Raw genomic sequence first — 16,257 nt, 5'->3', positions numbered from 1 at the left:
TATTGGTTGATGGACGAACTCACTTCACCAGGGCCAGCGAGAGCCATGGGTAGATCGAGAGCAGAACCAGGAGGACGCAGGAGATGATGAAGAAGGGCAGCGTCACCAGGAACATCTTGCCGGGCTTGGCCCCCGTCACCGCGGCGGCGACGAAGAAGCAGAGGCCGACCGGCGGCGAGAGCAGGCCGAGCACGAGGTTGATCACCACGACCACGCCGAAATGGCGGGGGTCGATGGCGTAGACCTCGGTCGCGATCGGCAGGAGGATCGGCACCGTCATGATCAGGCCGGGGATGCCGTCGATCACCGTGCCGATGACCAGCAGGATGACGTTGACCAGCAGCATGAAGGTCACCGGATCCTTGGCGATCGCCTGGATCGAGGCGGCGACGCTCTGCGGGACCTTGCCGTAAACCAGCACCCAGGAGAACACCGCGGCGGCAGCGACGAGGAAGAGCACGATCGCGGAATAGACGCCGGCGCGCAGCATCATCTGCGGCAACTGGTCGAAGCTGAGTTGCCTGGTCCAGTGGCGGCCGATCAGCAATGCCGCGACCGAGCCGACCGCCGCCGCCTCCGTCGCATTGGCGAAGCCACCGAGGATCGAGCCGACGATGACGATCGGGATCAGCAAGGTCGGGGCGGAGTTCAGCACGATCTTCGTGCGCTCGCGCAGGGTCAGCTTGTCGCCAGCCGGGTAGTTGTAGACGAAGCCCATGCCGGCGATGATCAGGAAGAACAGGACGGTCAGCAGCACGCCCGGCACGATGCCGGACATCAGCATGTCGCTCACCGAGACCTGCGCCAGAACGGCGTAGACGACGAACATCACCGAGGGCGGGATGATCGGGCCGAGCATGCCGCCATAGGCGGTGAGGCCGGCGGCGAAATCCTTGTCGTAGCCCTTGCGCTCCATCTCGGGGACCATGACCTGCGCCATGATTGCGACCTGAGCGGTCGCGGATCCCAGGATCGAGGCGACGAACATGTTGGCGAGGATGTTGACATAGGCCAGCCCGCCCTTGAGCGAGCCGACGAAGGCCATTGCGAGGTCGACAATGCGGCGGGTGATGCCGCCGCCATTCATGATCTCGCCGATCAGGATGAAGAGCGGGATCGCGATCAGCCCGTAGCTGTCGACGCCGCCGAACATCTGCAGCGGGTAGTTCGGCAGGAGCTGCATGCTGCCGGTGGCGGCGATGAAGATCAGCGCGCCGAGGCAGAGGCAGAGCGCGATCGGCACGCCCGCCAGCATGATCCCGAAGAAGGCTCCGATCGTGAGTGCCATCAGTTCACCACCCCGTCTGCATTGGCGGCGAAGCCGGGCAGTGCCTGCTTCGCGACGAGGCCGAGATCCTCGAAGAGATTGGCGAGCGCATGCAGGCTCATCGAGAGCGCGAAGAGCGGCATGATCAGGTAGATCACCCAGGTCGGCCAGTTCAGGGTCTGGGTCCGCTCGGTGTAGATGAAGTTGAAGGACTGGCCTGCGTATTCCCTGGCATCGAAGCCCGCCTGGGCGATGCCGATCGGATCGAGCCAGAGCCAGCACATCACCAGAAGCCCGATGCCGAACAGCAGCACGCCGAGCGTCGCGACCACCCGGAAGATCGCGGCGCCGCGATCGGAGAAGCGTTCGGTCAGCATGGTCACCGCGAAATCGAGCCGCATGCGGGTCATGGCCGAGGCGCCGATGAAGGTCAGCCAGACGACGCTGTAGACGGCCGATTCGTCGATCCAATAGATCGGATGCCCGGCATAGCGTGTCACGACGTTGAGCAGGATCAGGGCCGAGAGCAGGAACATCAGCCCCTGGATTGCCTTGTGCTCGAGCCGCAGCCAGCGCCCCGAGAGCGCGACCACCACCTCCGGAACAGCCATCGCACGGCTTTTCGCCGCCATCGCCTGGTTGGTCATTTTTGTGTCCCCTTGCGAGATTTGTAGATTGTATAAAATCTACATGTCAATGGCTTTTCGCCACACGGCCCGCTAGGATGTCCCGGCCATGTCAACCACTCTGAAGCACCGGACGCTGTCCTCGGCGATCGTCGACCAGCTCCGCCAAGCCATCCTCGACGGCACCTATCCGGCCGGCTCGCAATTGCGGCAGGACGCGCTGGCGCAAGCCTATGCGGTCAGCCGCATCCCGGTGCGCGAGGCGCTGTTCCAGCTCGAGGCGGAAGGTTTCGTGAAGATCGTGCCGCACAAGGGCGCGATCGTCTCAGGGCTTTCGCTGGACGAGATCAATGACGTCTTCGAGCTGCGCAAACTGCTCGAGCCGCGGCTATTGGCGAGTTCGATACCGGCGATGACAGCGGCTGATTTCGAGGCGGTGGCGGGCATGGAGGCCGCCTTCGAAGCGGCAATGTCGGCAGGAGACATCAGCCGCTGGGGCCTGCTCAACGCGGATTTCCACATGGCGCTCTATGCCCGCGCGACACAGCCACGGACGCTTTCGATCGTCTCGGGGCTGCTTCAGACGAGCGACCGCTATACGCGGCTGCAGCTCCAGCGCGGCTCGTCGATCGAGCGGGCGCAGGCCGAGCACAACGAGCTGATCCAGCTCTGCCGCGGCGGGGAGCTCGGCGAGGCCGAGCGCCTGCTGGTCGACCATATCGAGCTCGTCCGGCGCGATCTGGTGGAATTCCTAGAGGCCGGCGGGAAGGGGTAGACGGAAGACACATCCGCTGGTGAACCCCTCTCCTGTAAGGAGAGGGGCAGGGGTGAGGTGTTCGTAAGAGAAATCGCGAGATTGAACTCAACCGCGCGGTGAGGGTTCACGGAACTGGTCCGACGGCCTACACCTCACCCTGCCCTCTCCTTACAGGAGAGGGTTCCCCGCGCCTCTATCTTTAGGTCAGCTTGCCGCGGGCGGCGACCGGCAGTTCGCCGATCAGCTTGTCGCCGCGCACCGTCACCAGACGGTCGACCATGTTGACGACGACGCAGACATGGTTCGGCACCACGCGCACAATCTCGCCGACATTGGGCCGCTCATTGCTGCCGGAAAGGTCGAGGAAGCCGTGCTCCTCGGCGAACTGCGCGATCCGGGCAAGCGGGTATTCGAGAATGTAACCGTGGCCGTCGAGATTGCCCTTGTCGCTGGTCAGCGTCTTCGAGCCGGAATCGAGGATGCCACGCTCCGGCCCCGCCCGGCTGACGACGGTCGCGTAGACGGTCAGCGCGCAATCCTCCAGCCCCGCCACCCCGGCCGCGATCTGCATGCGGTCGTTGAAGATTGAGGTGCCCGAGCGATGCTCGGTCGAGCCCTTGAGCTTGCCGATATTTGGGATGTTGGGCGAGCCGCCGGTCGAGACGATGCCGGCTTCAAGGCCTGCGTCGCGGAGCCCGGCATTGGCGGTGTCGAGGAAATCCTGCGTCGCCGGCCAGCCGTCTTCCGGCGGATACATCAGGAAGCCGGCGAAGGTCAGGCCCTTGGACGCGGCGATCTGCCTGGCGAGCTCGACAGCCTCGCGCGGCGTCTCGACGCCGGCGCGCTTGCGGCCGGTGTCGCATTCGACCACGACCTCGAGATCGCGGCCGGCGATCTCGGCGGCCTTGGGCAGGCCGGCGATGGTGACGGGATTGTCGGCGGCGACGATCATGCGCACGCGGCGCTGGAGCGCGCCGAGGCGGCCAAGCTTTTCCTCGCCGAGGATGTTGTAGCTGATCAGGATGTCGTCGATGCCGCCATCGGCCATCACTTCGGCTTCGCCGAGCTTCTGGCAGGTGATGCCGCGCGCGCCGGCCGCGACCTGGAGCCGCGCCAGCTCGGGCGATTTATGCGTCTTGATATGCGGGCGGTTGGCGACGCCGGCAGCGTCGCAGGCCGCCTGCAGCCTGGCGATGTTTGCCTCGACCTTGTCGAGGTCGATGACGACGGCGGGCGTGCCGTAGACGCGGGCGATTTCCTCAGCGAGCGCAGTCGTCATGGCAGCACCTTGATGATCACTTCGATCTCGACGGTCATGCGGTTCGGCAGCGAACCCATGCCGACGGCGGAACGGGCATGGCGGCCATTGTCCCCGAGCACGGCGACGAACAGGTCCGAGCAGCCGTTGATGACCTTGGGATGATCCGAGAAATCGGGCGCTGCGTTGACCATGCCGAGCAACTTGACGACCTCGACCTTGTCGAGCGAGCCGGCCGCCTTCTTCATCGCCGCGAGCAGGCCGAGGCCGGTCTGCTTGGCATGCTCATAGGCTTCCTCGATCGAGACGTCGGCGCCGACCTTGCCGGTCGGATAGGTCCCGTCGGCGCGCTTCGGCCCCTGCCCCGAGAGATAGACCATGTCGCCGACCCGCTTGAAGCTGACATAGGTCGCGACCGGACTCGGCACTTCCGGCAGGCTCAATCCGAGATCCTTGAGCTTCTGATCGGCACTCATTTGCATTTCCTCCAGGCAGGTTCCGGCGCCGTCTCGGCACCGGCCATCAAAGTTCGCGAGTCATGTAGCGGGCGTCATCGTCATAGCTCGCCAGCTTGCGATCAAGCGAGGCGTCATGCGTCAGGCGAAAGCCATGACGCTGCCAGAAGCCGGCCGAGCGGTTGACGGCGATCAGCGCCATCCGGCGCAGCGCGGCCTTGCGCGCCTCCTCTTCCAGCAGCGCGACCACGCGCGACGCCGCGCCGCTGCCCTGCGCACGCGGCAGCAGAGCGAGATCATGGATGTAATAGGCGTCGGCATCCGGCGGGATCGCGCCGAGCAGGCTGTTCAGCGCCGGCGCCTGCAACAAGGGCCAGGGATGGCTGACGACATAGCCGGCGAGGTCGCCATCGGCACCGGCAAGCGACAGGCATCCGGCCGGCGACAGCATCAGCCGTTCGGCGAAGACCGCCGCGTCCTCGGGAAAGCCCGGATGGACTTTCGCCGCGACGCTCATCACGCCCGGCAGGTCGGCTGGCGCCATGGGGCGCCAAAGGAGAGCAGTCGCAGTCATCGTCTTCTTCTACCCGGAACGATCCCCGGAGGCACCGCTCAGCGCCGCGTCCGGGAAGTCGTGCCGGGTGTAGCAGGAACGCTCGGCTTGCGGCTACGCCGCCGCTACCTTCCTGAACTTGTTGCTGCGCTTGGGGTGCCACCAGGCGCCCTTGAGCACGACGCCTTCCGAAACGATCTTCCTGTCGCCGATCAGGTGCTCGCCGACGACGTCGACATAATCGAACTTGCCTTCCTTGATCGTCAGGATCGTCGCATCGCCGAGCGAGCCGACCTTGAGCGAACCGTATTCAGGCCGCTTCAGCGCCATGCCGGCGTTCAGCGTCGAGGCGGCGATGACGTTGTTCAGGCTCATGCCCATGCAGAGGAATTTCGACATGGTGGTGACCTGGTCATAAGCCGGGCCATCGATGCAGAGCTTGTGCACGTCCGAGGAGATCACGTCGGGCTCGAAGCCGTTGGCGAGCATGGCGCGCGTGGTCTTGAAGGAGAACGAGCCCTTGCCGTGGCCGATGTCGAAGATGACGCCGCGCTTGCGGGCGGCGAGCACCTCTGGCTTCACCGTGCCCTGTGCCGTCGAGGGCGCGTTCGGGAACGGGCGGAAGGCGTGGGTCAGCACGTCGCCCGGCCGCAGCATGCCGATGACTTCCTCATAGGACGGCGGCGGATGGTCGATATGGCACATCAGCGGCATGCCGACCTCGTTGGCGACCTGCAGCGCGATGTTGAGCGGCACGGTACCCGAAGTACCCGAGGCATGCAGGCCGACGCGGACCTTGATGCCGACGATCAGGTCGCGGTTCTTGTCGGCGACCTCGACGCAGTCGATCGGGTTCATCATCCGAAGGTCGCCGCTCTCGCCGACCATGACGCGGTGGTCGAAGCCGTAGATGCCGGCATGCGAGACATGGAGATAGGCGAGGATGCGGGCCTGGCTCTTCTCGATGACGTGCTTGCGGAAACCCGGCCAGTTGCCCGGCCCGGCCGAGCCCGTGTCGACCGAGGTGGTGACGCCGGAAACCCGGCAGAACTCGTCGGCGTCGATGCCGAGCGAGGTACCGCCCCAGTAGACATGGGTGTGCAGGTCGATCAGCCCGGGCGTGACGATGTAGCCGGAGACGTCGCGGATCTCCTTGGCGCCCTTTAGGTCCTTGCCGAAGCCGGAAACCTTGCCGTCGGTGAAGGCGACGTCGAGGACGCCGTCATGCTTCTGCGAGGGGTCGATGACCCGGCCGCCCTTAAGAATGAGATCGTGGGTCATGACAGCTCCATGGGGAAACCGGGCGGGCGGACGCTTCGCTCTCGCACGAAGCGGGCCGTCGCACCCTTCTGGACAATCGTAAAGGGCTTTTCACAGCGAAGGGGCAGGTTCTGAACAGCGTGCTGCGCCGGGGCAGGAGCGCCTGCGGGAGCGCCTTGCGCGCCTGGAGGTCTCACGCGACCACCGCGCCCTTGCGCTCGACGATCATGCCGTAGGTCTGCGGCTCGCGATGCTTCGCGAAATTGAAGGTCGAGTTCTTGTAGCTCTTGCCGAGATCGAGATCGCAGCGGGCGATGACGAGCTCGTCGCCCTCGGTCACCGCCTGCGCCACCACCTCGCCGGTCGGCGCGATGATGCAGGAGCCGCCGATCTGGTCGACGCCAGCTTCGAGGCCGGCCTTGGCAACGCCGACGACCCAGGTCGCGTTCTGGTAGGCGCCGGCCTGCATGACGAGTTGGTTGTGGAAATTGCCGAGCCGGTCATGGTCGGGCGCCGGCGGGTTGTGCTTGGGCGTGTTGTAGCCGAGCACGATCATCTCGACGTCCTGCAGGCCCATGACGCGGTAGCTCTCGGGCCAGCGCCGGTCATTGCAGATCATCATACCGATGCGCCCGCCCATGGTCTCCCAGACCGGCCAGCCGAGATTACCGGTCTCGAAATAGCGCTTCTCGAGATTCTGGAAGACCGCGCCCGGCCGGTGCTCGGGATGGCCAGGCAGATGGATCTTGCGGTACTTGCCGACAATCGCGCCTGATTTATCGACCAGGATCGCGGTGTTGAAGCGGCGCTTGCGCCCATCTTCGAAAGCCAGTTCGGGATAGCCGAGATGAAAGCCGATGCCGAGCTTCGCAGCTTCGGCGAAGAGAGGCGCGGTCTCGTTCGAGGGCATGGCACTCTCGAAATAAGAGTCGATCTCGGCCTCGTCCTCCATCCACCAATGCGGGAAAAAGGCGGTCAGCGCCGCCTCAGGGAAGACGACAAGGTCGCAGCCATTGGCCTTGGCCTGGCGCATCAGTGCGATCATACGGGCGACGGCCGAGGCCCGGCTCTCATCGCGGTGGATCGGCCCGAGCTGGGCGGCGGCAACGGTCAGGATACGGCTCATGCCCAGCCCCTCCTCAGGGCTACTTCGAAGATGACAGAGGGCTGCTCCGGCGCCGCTTCTGCGCCGATTGCGGGGCCATGGAGGCGGGCGTAGCATCGCCTTGTCGCTCGCCGGTACCGCCGCGAATGGTCGCCTCGCGGTTCCCGGACGCTCGCGACGCCGGGGACATTGCGATGACCACGTTCAATGTCGTGCGGTTCCGCATCAAGCCGGGCCGCGAGGAGGAATTTCTCGCAGCCCATCGCGACGGCAAGGCGGCCTGGCCGGGCCTCGCCGAAGGGCACATGATCCGCACCGGCGAGCGCGCCTATTGCCTGATCGGCCGCTGGCGCGACGCGGAGGCACTGAAATCGGCGCGGCCGGAGATGATCGCCACGCTCGACAGCTTCCGAGATACGCTGGAGGATCTGGGCGACGGGCGCGGTGTCACCGATGCCGCTTCCGGCGAGAGCGTCGTCGACCTGCTCCGTTGATCGCGGGGCAGGACCGCGCGCCACCGCTCCGCCCTCAGGCAGCACGGCTGACCTCCTCGGCGGAGCGGCCGACAATGGCACGATAGACCTCCGGATCGGTCGCGCCCTCGGTGCCATAGCAAAGCACGCGAGACGAGGCGTCGAGCTGAAGCGCGTTGCGCAGAGCGGGATCGCGCGCCGCCTTGATCAGGCCGGCGAGCCCCGCGACGCCGGATTCGCCGCCGACCACGCCGAGCGTCGCAAGCTGGCGCATCGCATCGGCTGCGGCCGCGTCGCGCACCGTCATGAAAGCGTCCGCGCCGGGCTGGAGGATGCGCCAGGCCAGGTTCGAGGGCTCGCCGCAGGCAAGCCCGGCCATGATCGTCTCGAGATCGCCGCCAACCGCGGTGACTGCCCCGGCCCTGGCCGACTCAAGCAAGCAGGCGGCATTCTCCGGCTCGACCACTACGAAGACCGGCCGCGCGGCGCCATGGCGCTCCCAGCTATCGGACAGCACCGCCGCCGCGATGCCGCCGACGCCGCCCTGGACGAAGACATGGGTCGGGCGGGCGCCCTGTGCCTCGACCTCGTTGGAGAGGACGGAGTAGCCCTGCATCACGTCCTTCGGCACCTGCTCATAGCCCGGCCATGAGGTGTCGGAGACGATCTGCCAGCCATTGGCCTTCGCCGCCTGCGCGCAGGCGCGGACGCTGTCGTCGTAATTGCGGCCCTCGCGGACGACGGTGGCGCCATAGGAACGGATCGCCTCCGCCCTGCCCTCGCTGACATTCTCGTGGACGTAGATCACCGCCTTGACGCCGGCGCGCCTTGCGCCCCAGGCGACCGAGCGGCCGTGATTGCCGTCGGTCGCGCACGCGACCGTCAGCCCCTCAGGGCCACGCGCCGCCAGCAGCCGGTCGACGGCATAGGCGCCGCCGAGCGCCTTGAAGCTCCGCAGGCCGAAGCGCTCGCCCTCGTCCTTGTAGAGCACCTGGCCGAGATCGAGCGCATCGGCAATGGCCGGAAGATCGCGCAGCGGCGTCGGCGCATAGCCGTCCCAGGCCGAGATCGCCTTATGGGCGGCACGGCCCTTCTCCAGGGAGAGGATGGCACGCAGATCCTCGCCATAGGGCGCCTTCCGGTCGAGCCGCGGATTGAGGAGGAAATCGGGACCGGAGAGGTCTGAGCTGGCGTCTGGCATGGGTGGATCGTCGGCCTCGCGCGGCCTCTCGGTCAAGCGTCGGCGAGCGCAGGCGCGGCCTGCTTCAGGAGCGGGTTATCCGCGGCCGGCAGGTCGTGCAGATGGCAGGCCGCGACATGGCCCTGCGCCATCGGCCGCAACTCCGGCTCCTCCGAACGGCAGCGGTCGAAGACGTAAGGGCAGCGCGTGTTGAAGCGGCAGCCCTTGGGCGGGTTGATCGGGCTCGGCACGTCGCCCTTGAGCAGGATGCGCTCGCGCCTGACCTTCGGATCGGGCACCGGCACCGCCGAGAGCAGCGCAACTGTATAGGGATGGCGCGGCGCGCCGAATATCTGCTGCTTGGTACCCATCTCGACGATCTTGCCGAGATACATCACCGCAACGCGGTGGGTCATGTGTTCGACGATGGCGAGGTCGTGGCTGATGAAGAGCAGGGCCAGGCCGAGCTCCTTCTGCAGGTCGCAGAGCAGGTTGACGATCTGCGCCTTGACCGAGACGTCGAGCGCCGAGACGGCCTCGTCGCAGATGATCAGCTCCGGCTCGGCCGCGAGCGCCCGGGCGATGCCGATGCGCTGGCGCTGGCCGCCGGAGAATTCGTGCGGCCAGCGATTCACCGCGTCCCGCGGCAGGCCGACCTTGTCCATCAGCGCCATGGTGCGCTCGGTGACCGCGTCCTTGCCCTGGACGATGCCGAAATTGGTGATCGGCTCGGCCAGGATGTCACGGACGCGCATGCGCGGGTTGAGGCTGGAGAACGGGTCCTGGAACACGACCTGGACCCGCTGGCGCAGCGGCCGGAGCTTGCCCGTGGAGAGCTGGTCGATGCGTTGCCCGTCGAGCACCACCTCGCCGGAGGTAATATCGAACAGGCGCAGGATCGCCTTGCCGACGGTCGACTTGCCGCAGCCGGATTCACCGACCAGCGACAGCGTCTCGCCCTTGGCAATCTCGAAGGAGACGCCGTCGACGGCGTAGACATTGGCGGTGATGCCGGAAAGCAACCCGCCGCGGATCGGATAGTGCTTCTTCAGGTCGTTGACCTGGAGGATGGGCTGCGTCGTGCTCATGCCGCGACCGCGTCCTTCGGCGCATAATGGCAGGCGGCGATATGACCGGCCGCCTTGAGTTCGAGACCGGGCGCGACCTGGCGGCAGAGATCGGTCGCCTTCGGGCAGCGGCCGGCGAAGACGCAGCCGTCGATCCGCTTCTTCAGGCTCGGCACCAGACCGGGGATTTCGGAGAGGCGTTCGGTATGCCCGGAGAGCGATGAGCCGAGCTTCGGCACGGCGCCGAGCAGGCCTTGCGTATAGGGATGGCGCGGATTGGCGAAGAGCTCGCCGACCGGCGCTTCCTCGACCTTGCGGCCGGCATACATCACCACGACCTGGTCGGCGACCTCGGCGACGACGCCGAGGTCATGGGTGATCAGCATGATCGCGGCGCCGACGCGGGCCTTGAGATCGCGCATCAGGTCGAGGATCTGGGCCTGGATGGTGACATCCAGCGCCGTCGTCGGCTCGTCGGCGATCAGGAGCTTGGGCGAGCAGGCGAGCGCGATCGCGATCATCACGCGCTGGCGCATGCCGCCGGAGAGCTGATGCGGATACTCCGCGACGCGCCGGCGAGGCTCGGGAATGCCGACGAGCTGCAGCATCTCGACGGCGCGCTCGGTCGCCTGCGCCTTCGACATGTTCTGGTGCAGCCTGAGCGTCTCGCCGATCTGGCGGCCGACGGTCAGCACCGGGTTGAGGCTGGTCATCGGCTCCTGGAAGATCATCGAGATCTCGTTGCCGCGGATCTGCCGCATCTCGGCGTCCGAGCATTCCAAGAGGTTGCGTCCCTGGAAGCGGATGGCGCCGGCCATCTTGCCGGGCGGCTCCGGGATCAGCCGCAGGATGGACATGGCGGTGACCGACTTGCCGCAGCCGGACTCGCCGACCACGGCGAGCGTCTGCCCCGCCTCGATGGAGAAGGAGACCCCGTCGACGGCACGGTTGATGCCGTCGGGCGTGCGGAAATGGGTCTGGAGCTTGTCGATCTCGAGCAGGGCCATGGTCAGAGCCTTTTCGCCATGCGCGGGTCGAGCGCGTCGCGCAGGCCGTCGCCGAGCATGTTCACGGCCAGGACGGTCAGCGAGAGGAAGATGGCGGGGAAGAGGATGATGTGCGGGCGGACCTGCCAGAGCGCACGGCCCTCCGCCATGATGTTGCCCCAGGACGGGGTAGCCGGCGGCACGCCCGCCCCGATGAAGGACAGGATCGCCTCGACGATCATCGCGCTGGCGCAGATATAGGTCGCCTGCACGCTCATCGGCGCCAGCGTATTGGGCAGGATGTGGCGGAAGACGATCATCGGCGTGCGCGTGCCGGCGGCGATCGCAGCATCGACATAGGGCTGCTCGCGCAGCGAGAGCACGACGCCGCGGACCAGGCGCGCGACGCGCGGGATCTCGGCGATGGTGATCGCGATGATGACGTTCTGCACCGAGCCGCGGGTCAGCGCCATCAGCGCGATGGCGAGCAGGATCGGCGGGATCGACATCATGCCGTCGATGACCCGCATGATGATGCCGTCGGCCCAGCGCACGAAGCCGGAGAACAGGCCGATGACCAGCCCCGCGACCGAGGCCAGGATCGCGACGCTGAAGCCGACCAGCAGCGAGACCCGGGCGCCGTACATGACGCGCGAATAGATGTCGCGGCCGAGCATGTCGGTGCCGAACCAGTAGAGCTCGGAGGGCACGCGGGTGCGCCGCGCCGTCGAGATCGCGGTCGGGTCGACGGTGCCGAGCCAGGGTGCGAACAGGGCGATGAAGAACATGATCAGCAGCAGGAAGCCGCCGATCGCGATCGAGGGGTTCTTGCGCAGGAAGCCGGTGAAGCCAGTGAGCGGCTTCCTGGCCTTCAGCACGTCGGGCAGTTCGGGAGCGACCGCGAGGTCGCCCGGAACCGGGGCGGGTTGCTGCACGGTCAATAGCGTATCCTCGGATCGACGAGCGTGTAGATCAGGTCGATGGCCAGGTTCACCAGCACGTAGACGAAGGAGAAGATCAGCACGACACCCTGGATGACAGGGTAGTCGCGGCGCAGGATCGCATCGAGCGTCAGGCGCCCGAGGCCGGGAATGGCGAAGACGCTCTCGGTCACCACCGCGCCGCCGATCAGCAGCGCGACGCCGATGCCGATGATGGTGATGATCGGCACCGCCGCATTCTTCAGCGCGTGCAGGAAGAGGATGCTGTTCTGAGCCACGCCCTTGGAGCGGGCGGTGCGGATATAGTCCTGCTGCAGCACGTCGAGCATGGTGGCGCGGGTGATGCGGGCGATCAGGGCGATGTAGACGGTGCCGAGCGTGATCGCGGGCAGGATCAGGTTCTTGAACCAGGGCCAGAGCCCCTGCGCGATCGGGGTGTAACCCTGCACCGGCACCCAGTCGAGCTTCAGCGCGAAGGTGTAGGCGAGCAGATAGCCGATCACGAAGACCGGCACGGAGAAGCCGAGCACCGCGAAACCGACCACGGCCCGATCGACCCAGGTGCCGGCCTTCCAGGCAGCGACGACGCCGAGCGGCACGGCGATCGAGACCGCCAGGATCAGCGTCAGAACCATCAGCGAGAGCGTCGGCTCGATGCGCTGGGCGATCAGTTGGGTGACGGGGAGCGAGGTGAAGATCGAGGTTCCGAGATCGCCCTGGAGGACCCGGAAGAACCATTCGCCGAAGCGGACGAGATAGGGCCGATCGAGGCCCAGGCTGGCGCGGATGCGCTCGACATCGGCAGGCGAGGCCTGGTCTCCGGCGATCACGGCGGCCGGGTCGCCGGGAGCAATGTAGAGAAGCGAGAAGACGAACAACGCCACGAAGGCCATGACGGGTATCGTCGTGATGATGCGTCTGACGATAAAAGCGAGCATCCTCAGCCTGTCACTGGAGGGCGGGCGCCGGGCGATTTCGGACTGGAACAATCCGAAACCGTCCGGCGGACGTGCTTGGAAGCCGACGCCGGGGCAGCCGCCCGGGCGCCGGCCTTGCTCCGGTCAGGCCTTGGCGACGTTCCAGAAGAACGGCAGCGGGCCGCTGACCACGCCGGTGACGTTCTTCCGCCAGGCCTGGTAGCCCAGATAGAATCCGGTCGGCGCGTAGACGACGTTCTCGACGGCGGCCTTGTTGAGGCGGGCCATCGCAGCCTTTTCCTCAGCCATGTCCTTGGCGTTGAACCAGTTGGTGACCTCGGTCTCGACCGCCGGCACGTCCGGCCAGCCGAACCAGGCCTTGTCGCCATTGGCGCGGATAGCGGTGTAGGAGGACGGGTTCAGGCAGTCCGCCCCGGCATGCCAGGTGTGGAACATGCTCCAGCCGCCCTGCCCCGGCGGGGTCTTCTGGGCGCGGCGCGCCCCGACCGTGCCCCAGTCGGTGGCGACGAACTCGACCTTCATGCCGATGCTCTTCAGGAGCTCGGCCGTGACGTCGCCCATCGACTTGGTGGCCGACATGTCCTGCGCGACCACGCAGATCACCGGCTCGCCCTTGTAACCGGCCTCGGCCAAAAGCTTCTTGGCGGCCTCGACGTTCTTCATCTTCAGCATGTCGCCACCCTCTTCGGTGTAGAGCGGCGTGCCGGGGGTGAAGAAGCCGGGCAGCGGCTTCCAGAGCTTGTCGTCGTCGCCGACGATCGAGCGCATGTAGTCTTCCTGGTTCATCGCCGTCAGCACCGCCTGACGCACCTTCGGATTGTTGAAGGGCGGGTGCAGGTGGTTCATGCGGAAGGCGCCGATATTGCCGAGCGGGTCGCCGATATCGACGTTGATGTTGGCGTTGCTCTTGAGCACGGGCACGAGGTCGGAGAGCGGCGTCTCCCACCAGTCGACCTCGCCGTTCTGCAGCGCGGCGGCGGCGGTCGCCGCGTCGGGCATGATCACCCATTCGATGCGGTCGACCAGCATCTTCTTGCCGCCGGCGAGCCAGTCTGCCGGCTCGGAGCGCGGCACGTAGTCGGCGAACTTCTCGAACACCGCCTTGGCGCCCGGCACCCATTCGCCGCGGGCGAACTTCATCGGGCCGGAGCCGACATATTCGGTGATCTGCGTGAACGGATCGGTCTTGGCGATGCGCTCCGGCATGATGAAGGAGCACGGCGCGTTGTTCTTGGCGAGCGCCAGCAGCATCTTCGGATAGGGCTGCTTCAGCACCCATTTCCAGGTCCGGTCGTCGACGGCGGTGAGCTCGTTCTCGATCGCCCGGATCATCAGGCCCATCGGATCGCGGGCCTGCCAGCGCTTCAGGCTCTGCACCACGTCCTTGGCGAGGACCGGAGTGCCATCATGGAATTTGAGGCCGGGGCGGAGCTTGAAGGTCCAGGTCAGGCCGTCGGCGGAGACCTCCTCGCTCTCGACCATCTGGCGCTGCGGCTGGAACTTGGAATCGATGCCGTAGAGCGTGTCCCAGACCAGCGCGGCAGCGTTGCGGACGACGTATTGGGTTCCCCAGATCGGATCGAAATTCGCGAGGTTGGCTTGCGGCACGAAGCGCAGGGTCTTGGCGGCGGCGCCCTGAGAGAGGGCCGGCATTGCGAGCCCCCCGGAAGCGGCAAGCACGCCCGTCCCTGCGGCAGACTTCAGAAAACTTCTGCGGTCCATCAATCTCTCCCCTGAAACGGCCACCTCTTGCGGGCGACCTTGGGGCGAGTGTGGGCGGAAAAATCCGCTCTGACAACACGCTCCGCGAACCGTCCGCGACGGCAAAAGAGCTTGCAGGGTTCGTGCCAGAACGCAGATATCGGCGCCTCATGGAGCCGACATCGCCGAATAATGCGCAAGCCGGAGGCTATCCGGCAAAAAATTGCGCAAGCTCTACCTAAATCGTTTCAATCGGCGCATCGACACGCGGGAAGGGTCGCAAGGCCTCGAGAGCCGCGGCCGCCTGCAACACCAGCGAATCGCTTCCGTAAGATCCTACGATCTGCAAACCGGCAGGCAACCCGGCGCTGGTCAGACCGCAGGGCACCGAAGCCGCCGGGGCCTGGGTGATGTTGAACGGGTAGGTGAACGGGGTCCAGCGGGTCCAGTCCTCGCCATAGGCGCCATCGGCCGGCGTGTTGCGGCCGACAGAGAAGGCGGGCAGCGGCAGGGTCGGGGTCAGCAGCAGGTCGAAGCGTGCATGAAATTGCGCCATGTGCAGCGCCAGCGCGTTGCGGCTGTTGAGCAGCACGTCGACATAGGTCGCGCCATCGATGCGCTCGCCGGCTTCCGCAACCGCAACGAGGCCGGGATCCATCTGCGCGCGTGCCTCTGGTCCGGCGCTGCGCAAGGCGAGCGCTGCGCCAGCCGACCAGAGCGTCATCAGCGTATTGATCGGATCGTCGAAGCCCGGATCGACCTCCTCGACGCTGGCGCCGAGCTCGCGGAAGGCCAGGGCTGCGCTGTGCGTGAGCGCAGCGATCTCCGGATCAACAGGCACGTCGACCCCGAGCCTGGGCGACCAGGCGATGCGCAGCCCGCGCACGCCCGCCTCGAGGCCATCGGTGAAATCGGACGGCGTATCCGTCATCGCAGTCATGTCGCGCTCGTCCGGTCGGCCGATCGCGTTCATCGCCAGCGCGGCATCGCGCACCGTGCGCGTCAGCGGGCCGAGATGGGCTAGGAATCCCATGACCGAGATCGGCCAGGCCGGGACGCGGCCATAGCTCGGCTTGAGGCCGAAGACGCCGGTGAAGGCGGCAGGGATGCGCACCGAACCGGCACCGTCAGTGCCGAGATGAATGCAGCCGAGATTGAGCGCAGCCGCCACGGCCGCGCCCGAGGACGAGCCACCCGGACCGGTCGCGATGTCCCAGGGGTTGCGGGTGATGCCCGAGAGCGGCGAATCGCCGACGCCCTTCCAGCCATACTCCGGCATGCTGGTCTTGCCGAGGAAGACGCAGCCGGCTTCGCGCAGGCGGGCGACGGCAGGCGAATCGGCGGCGAAGGGCGCGTCAGAGGCCACCGCCGAGCCGCGCCGCATCGGCCAGCCGGCGACGCCGAGATTGTCCTTGATCGTCACCGGCACGCCGTCGAGCGGCCCGAGTGCCTCGCCCTTCAGCCAGCGTGCCTGCGCGGCTTCGGCCATGGCGAGCGGAACCTTGTCGTCGCGCACGACGAAGGCGTTGACCTGCGGCTCGAAGCGCTCGATGCGCGCGAGCGCATCCCTGGCGACCTCGACGGGCGAAAGTTCGCGGGAGGCGTAGAGCGGGCCGAGCTCGGCGGCGGAAAGCGAGGCGATGGCGGTCATGGCGGCTCCCGTTCGGATGATCAGTTCGGAACCCCACCG

Annotated in this window: 16 protein-coding genes; 2 read left to right on the top strand and 14 right to left on the bottom strand. The window is 66.6% G+C overall.

What is annotated here, in order from left to right:
• Positions 1-19 precede the first annotated feature (19 nt).
• A complete protein-coding gene (locus AC1REK_RS03730) occupies positions 20-1,288 on the bottom strand; it encodes a TRAP transporter large permease (RefSeq protein WP_492267135.1) in 1,269 nt (422 codons plus the stop codon).
• A complete protein-coding gene (locus AC1REK_RS03725; protein WP_492267136.1) occupies positions 1,288-1,914 on the bottom strand; it encodes a TRAP transporter small permease in 627 nt (208 codons plus the stop codon). Before AC1REK_RS03725 ends, AC1REK_RS03730 begins: the two co-directional genes overlap by 1 nt.
• Positions 1,915-2,002: 88 nt before the next feature.
• On the opposite strand from AC1REK_RS03725, the gene AC1REK_RS03720 reads away from it, so the two are divergent.
• Entirely contained in the window at positions 2,003-2,668 is a 666-nt protein-coding gene (locus AC1REK_RS03720) for a GntR family transcriptional regulator (protein ID WP_492267137.1), read from the top strand.
• A 181-nt stretch (positions 2,669-2,849) separates the two neighbouring features.
• Here the strand turns inward: AC1REK_RS03720 and AC1REK_RS03715 are convergent, their stop codons facing one another.
• The 5 genes from AC1REK_RS03715 to AC1REK_RS03695 form a co-directional block, all read right to left on the bottom strand.
• A complete protein-coding gene (locus AC1REK_RS03715; RefSeq protein ID WP_316017385.1) occupies positions 2,850-3,929 on the bottom strand; it encodes an alanine racemase in 1,080 nt (359 codons plus the stop codon).
• A complete protein-coding gene (locus tag AC1REK_RS03710) occupies positions 3,926-4,384 on the bottom strand; it encodes a RidA family protein (RefSeq protein WP_327523357.1) in 459 nt (152 codons plus the stop codon). The genes AC1REK_RS03715 and AC1REK_RS03710 overlap by 4 nt, the downstream gene beginning before the upstream one ends.
• A gap of 46 nt (positions 4,385-4,430) precedes the next feature.
• Positions 4,431-4,937 carry a GNAT family N-acetyltransferase gene (locus AC1REK_RS03705; RefSeq protein WP_492267138.1) on the bottom strand — a complete coding sequence of 169 codons (507 nt, stop codon included), beginning with the start codon at positions 4,935-4,937 and terminating at the stop codon, positions 4,431-4,433.
• Positions 4,938-5,030: 93 nt separating this feature from the next.
• A complete protein-coding gene (locus tag AC1REK_RS03700) occupies positions 5,031-6,197 on the bottom strand; it encodes an amidohydrolase/deacetylase family metallohydrolase (RefSeq protein WP_492267139.1) in 1,167 nt (388 codons plus the stop codon).
• Positions 6,198-6,369: 172 nt separating this feature from the next.
• Entirely contained in the window at positions 6,370-7,302 is a 933-nt protein-coding gene (locus AC1REK_RS03695) for an N-carbamoyl-D-amino-acid hydrolase (RefSeq protein WP_492267140.1), read from the bottom strand.
• Positions 7,303-7,475: 173 nt separating this feature from the next.
• Between AC1REK_RS03695 and AC1REK_RS03690 the strand changes: the two genes are divergently transcribed.
• Positions 7,476-7,775, top strand: coding sequence for an antibiotic biosynthesis monooxygenase (locus tag AC1REK_RS03690; RefSeq protein WP_492267141.1), 300 nt, complete (start codon positions 7,476-7,478; stop codon positions 7,773-7,775).
• A gap of 34 nt (positions 7,776-7,809) precedes the next feature.
• Here the strand turns inward: AC1REK_RS03690 and AC1REK_RS03685 are convergent, their stop codons facing one another.
• The 7 genes from AC1REK_RS03685 to AC1REK_RS03655 all read right to left on the bottom strand — a co-directional run bounded on the left by AC1REK_RS03685 (position 7,810) and on the right by AC1REK_RS03655 (position 16,218).
• Positions 7,810-8,955 carry a diaminopropionate ammonia-lyase gene (locus tag AC1REK_RS03685; protein ID WP_492267142.1) on the bottom strand — a complete coding sequence of 382 codons (1,146 nt, stop codon included), beginning with the start codon at positions 8,953-8,955 and terminating at the stop codon, positions 7,810-7,812.
• A gap of 32 nt (positions 8,956-8,987) precedes the next feature.
• A complete protein-coding gene (locus AC1REK_RS03680) occupies positions 8,988-10,022 on the bottom strand; it encodes an ABC transporter ATP-binding protein (protein ID WP_492267143.1) in 1,035 nt (344 codons plus the stop codon).
• Positions 10,019-11,008, bottom strand: coding sequence for an ABC transporter ATP-binding protein (locus AC1REK_RS03675; protein WP_316017377.1), 990 nt, complete (start codon positions 11,006-11,008; stop codon positions 10,019-10,021). Before AC1REK_RS03675 ends, AC1REK_RS03680 begins: the two co-directional genes overlap by 4 nt.
• Positions 11,009-11,010: 2 nt before the next feature.
• Complete coding sequence (locus AC1REK_RS03670) at positions 11,011-11,928, bottom strand: ABC transporter permease (protein WP_492267144.1); 918 nt, start codon at positions 11,926-11,928, stop codon at positions 11,011-11,013.
• Complete coding sequence (locus AC1REK_RS03665) at positions 11,925-12,866, bottom strand: ABC transporter permease (RefSeq protein ID WP_316017375.1); 942 nt, start codon at positions 12,864-12,866, stop codon at positions 11,925-11,927. Before AC1REK_RS03665 ends, AC1REK_RS03670 begins: the two co-directional genes overlap by 4 nt.
• A 123-nt stretch (positions 12,867-12,989) precedes the next feature.
• Entirely contained in the window at positions 12,990-14,588 is a 1,599-nt protein-coding gene (locus AC1REK_RS03660; RefSeq protein WP_327522450.1) for an ABC transporter substrate-binding protein, read from the bottom strand.
• Positions 14,589-14,805: 217 nt separating this feature from the next.
• The gene (locus tag AC1REK_RS03655) at positions 14,806-16,218 is read right to left on the bottom strand and encodes an amidase (protein ID WP_492267145.1); all 1,413 of its coding nucleotides are present in this window, start codon (positions 16,216-16,218) and stop codon (positions 14,806-14,808) included.
• Positions 16,219-16,257 lie beyond the last annotated feature (39 nt).

It is taken from the genome of Allobosea sp. GW823-FHT02B03 (genome assembly GCF_058797755.1).
This window is presented reverse-complemented; position numbering and strand designations above follow the sequence as displayed.

Excerpts from the sequence above, each read along its gene's own strand:
- AC1REK_RS03675 (WP_316017377.1), bottom strand. The coding sequence starts at position 11,008 with ATGGCCCTGCTCGAGATCGACAAGCTCCAGACCCATTTCCGCACGCCC.
- AC1REK_RS03700 (WP_492267139.1), bottom strand. The coding sequence starts at position 6,197 with ATGACCCACGATCTCATTCTTAAGGGCGGCCGGGTCATCGACCCCTCG.
- AC1REK_RS03705 (WP_492267138.1), bottom strand. The coding sequence starts at position 4,937 with ATGACTGCGACTGCTCTCCTTTGGCGCCCCATGGCGCCAGCCGACCTG.
- AC1REK_RS03655 (WP_492267145.1), bottom strand. The coding sequence starts at position 16,218 with ATGACCGCCATCGCCTCGCTTTCCGCCGCCGAGCTCGGCCCGCTCTAC.
- AC1REK_RS03720 (WP_492267137.1), top strand. The coding sequence starts at position 2,003 with ATGTCAACCACTCTGAAGCACCGGACGCTGTCCTCGGCGATCGTCGAC.
- AC1REK_RS03665 (WP_316017375.1), bottom strand. The coding sequence starts at position 12,866 with ATGCTCGCTTTTATCGTCAGACGCATCATCACGACGATACCCGTCATG.
- AC1REK_RS03680 (WP_492267143.1), bottom strand. The coding sequence starts at position 10,022 with ATGAGCACGACGCAGCCCATCCTCCAGGTCAACGACCTGAAGAAGCAC.
- AC1REK_RS03715 (WP_316017385.1), bottom strand. The coding sequence starts at position 3,929 with ATGACGACTGCGCTCGCTGAGGAAATCGCCCGCGTCTACGGCACGCCC.
- AC1REK_RS03690 (WP_492267141.1), top strand. The coding sequence starts at position 7,476 with ATGACCACGTTCAATGTCGTGCGGTTCCGCATCAAGCCGGGCCGCGAG.
- AC1REK_RS03730 (WP_492267135.1), bottom strand. The coding sequence starts at position 1,288 with ATGGCACTCACGATCGGAGCCTTCTTCGGGATCATGCTGGCGGGCGTG.
- AC1REK_RS03710 (WP_327523357.1), bottom strand. The coding sequence starts at position 4,384 with ATGAGTGCCGATCAGAAGCTCAAGGATCTCGGATTGAGCCTGCCGGAA.
- AC1REK_RS03695 (WP_492267140.1), bottom strand. The coding sequence starts at position 7,302 with ATGAGCCGTATCCTGACCGTTGCCGCCGCCCAGCTCGGGCCGATCCAC.
- AC1REK_RS03685 (WP_492267142.1), bottom strand. The coding sequence starts at position 8,955 with ATGCCAGACGCCAGCTCAGACCTCTCCGGTCCCGATTTCCTCCTCAAT.
- AC1REK_RS03660 (WP_327522450.1), bottom strand. The coding sequence starts at position 14,588 with ATGGACCGCAGAAGTTTTCTGAAGTCTGCCGCAGGGACGGGCGTGCTT.
- AC1REK_RS03725 (WP_492267136.1), bottom strand. The coding sequence starts at position 1,914 with ATGACCAACCAGGCGATGGCGGCGAAAAGCCGTGCGATGGCTGTTCCG.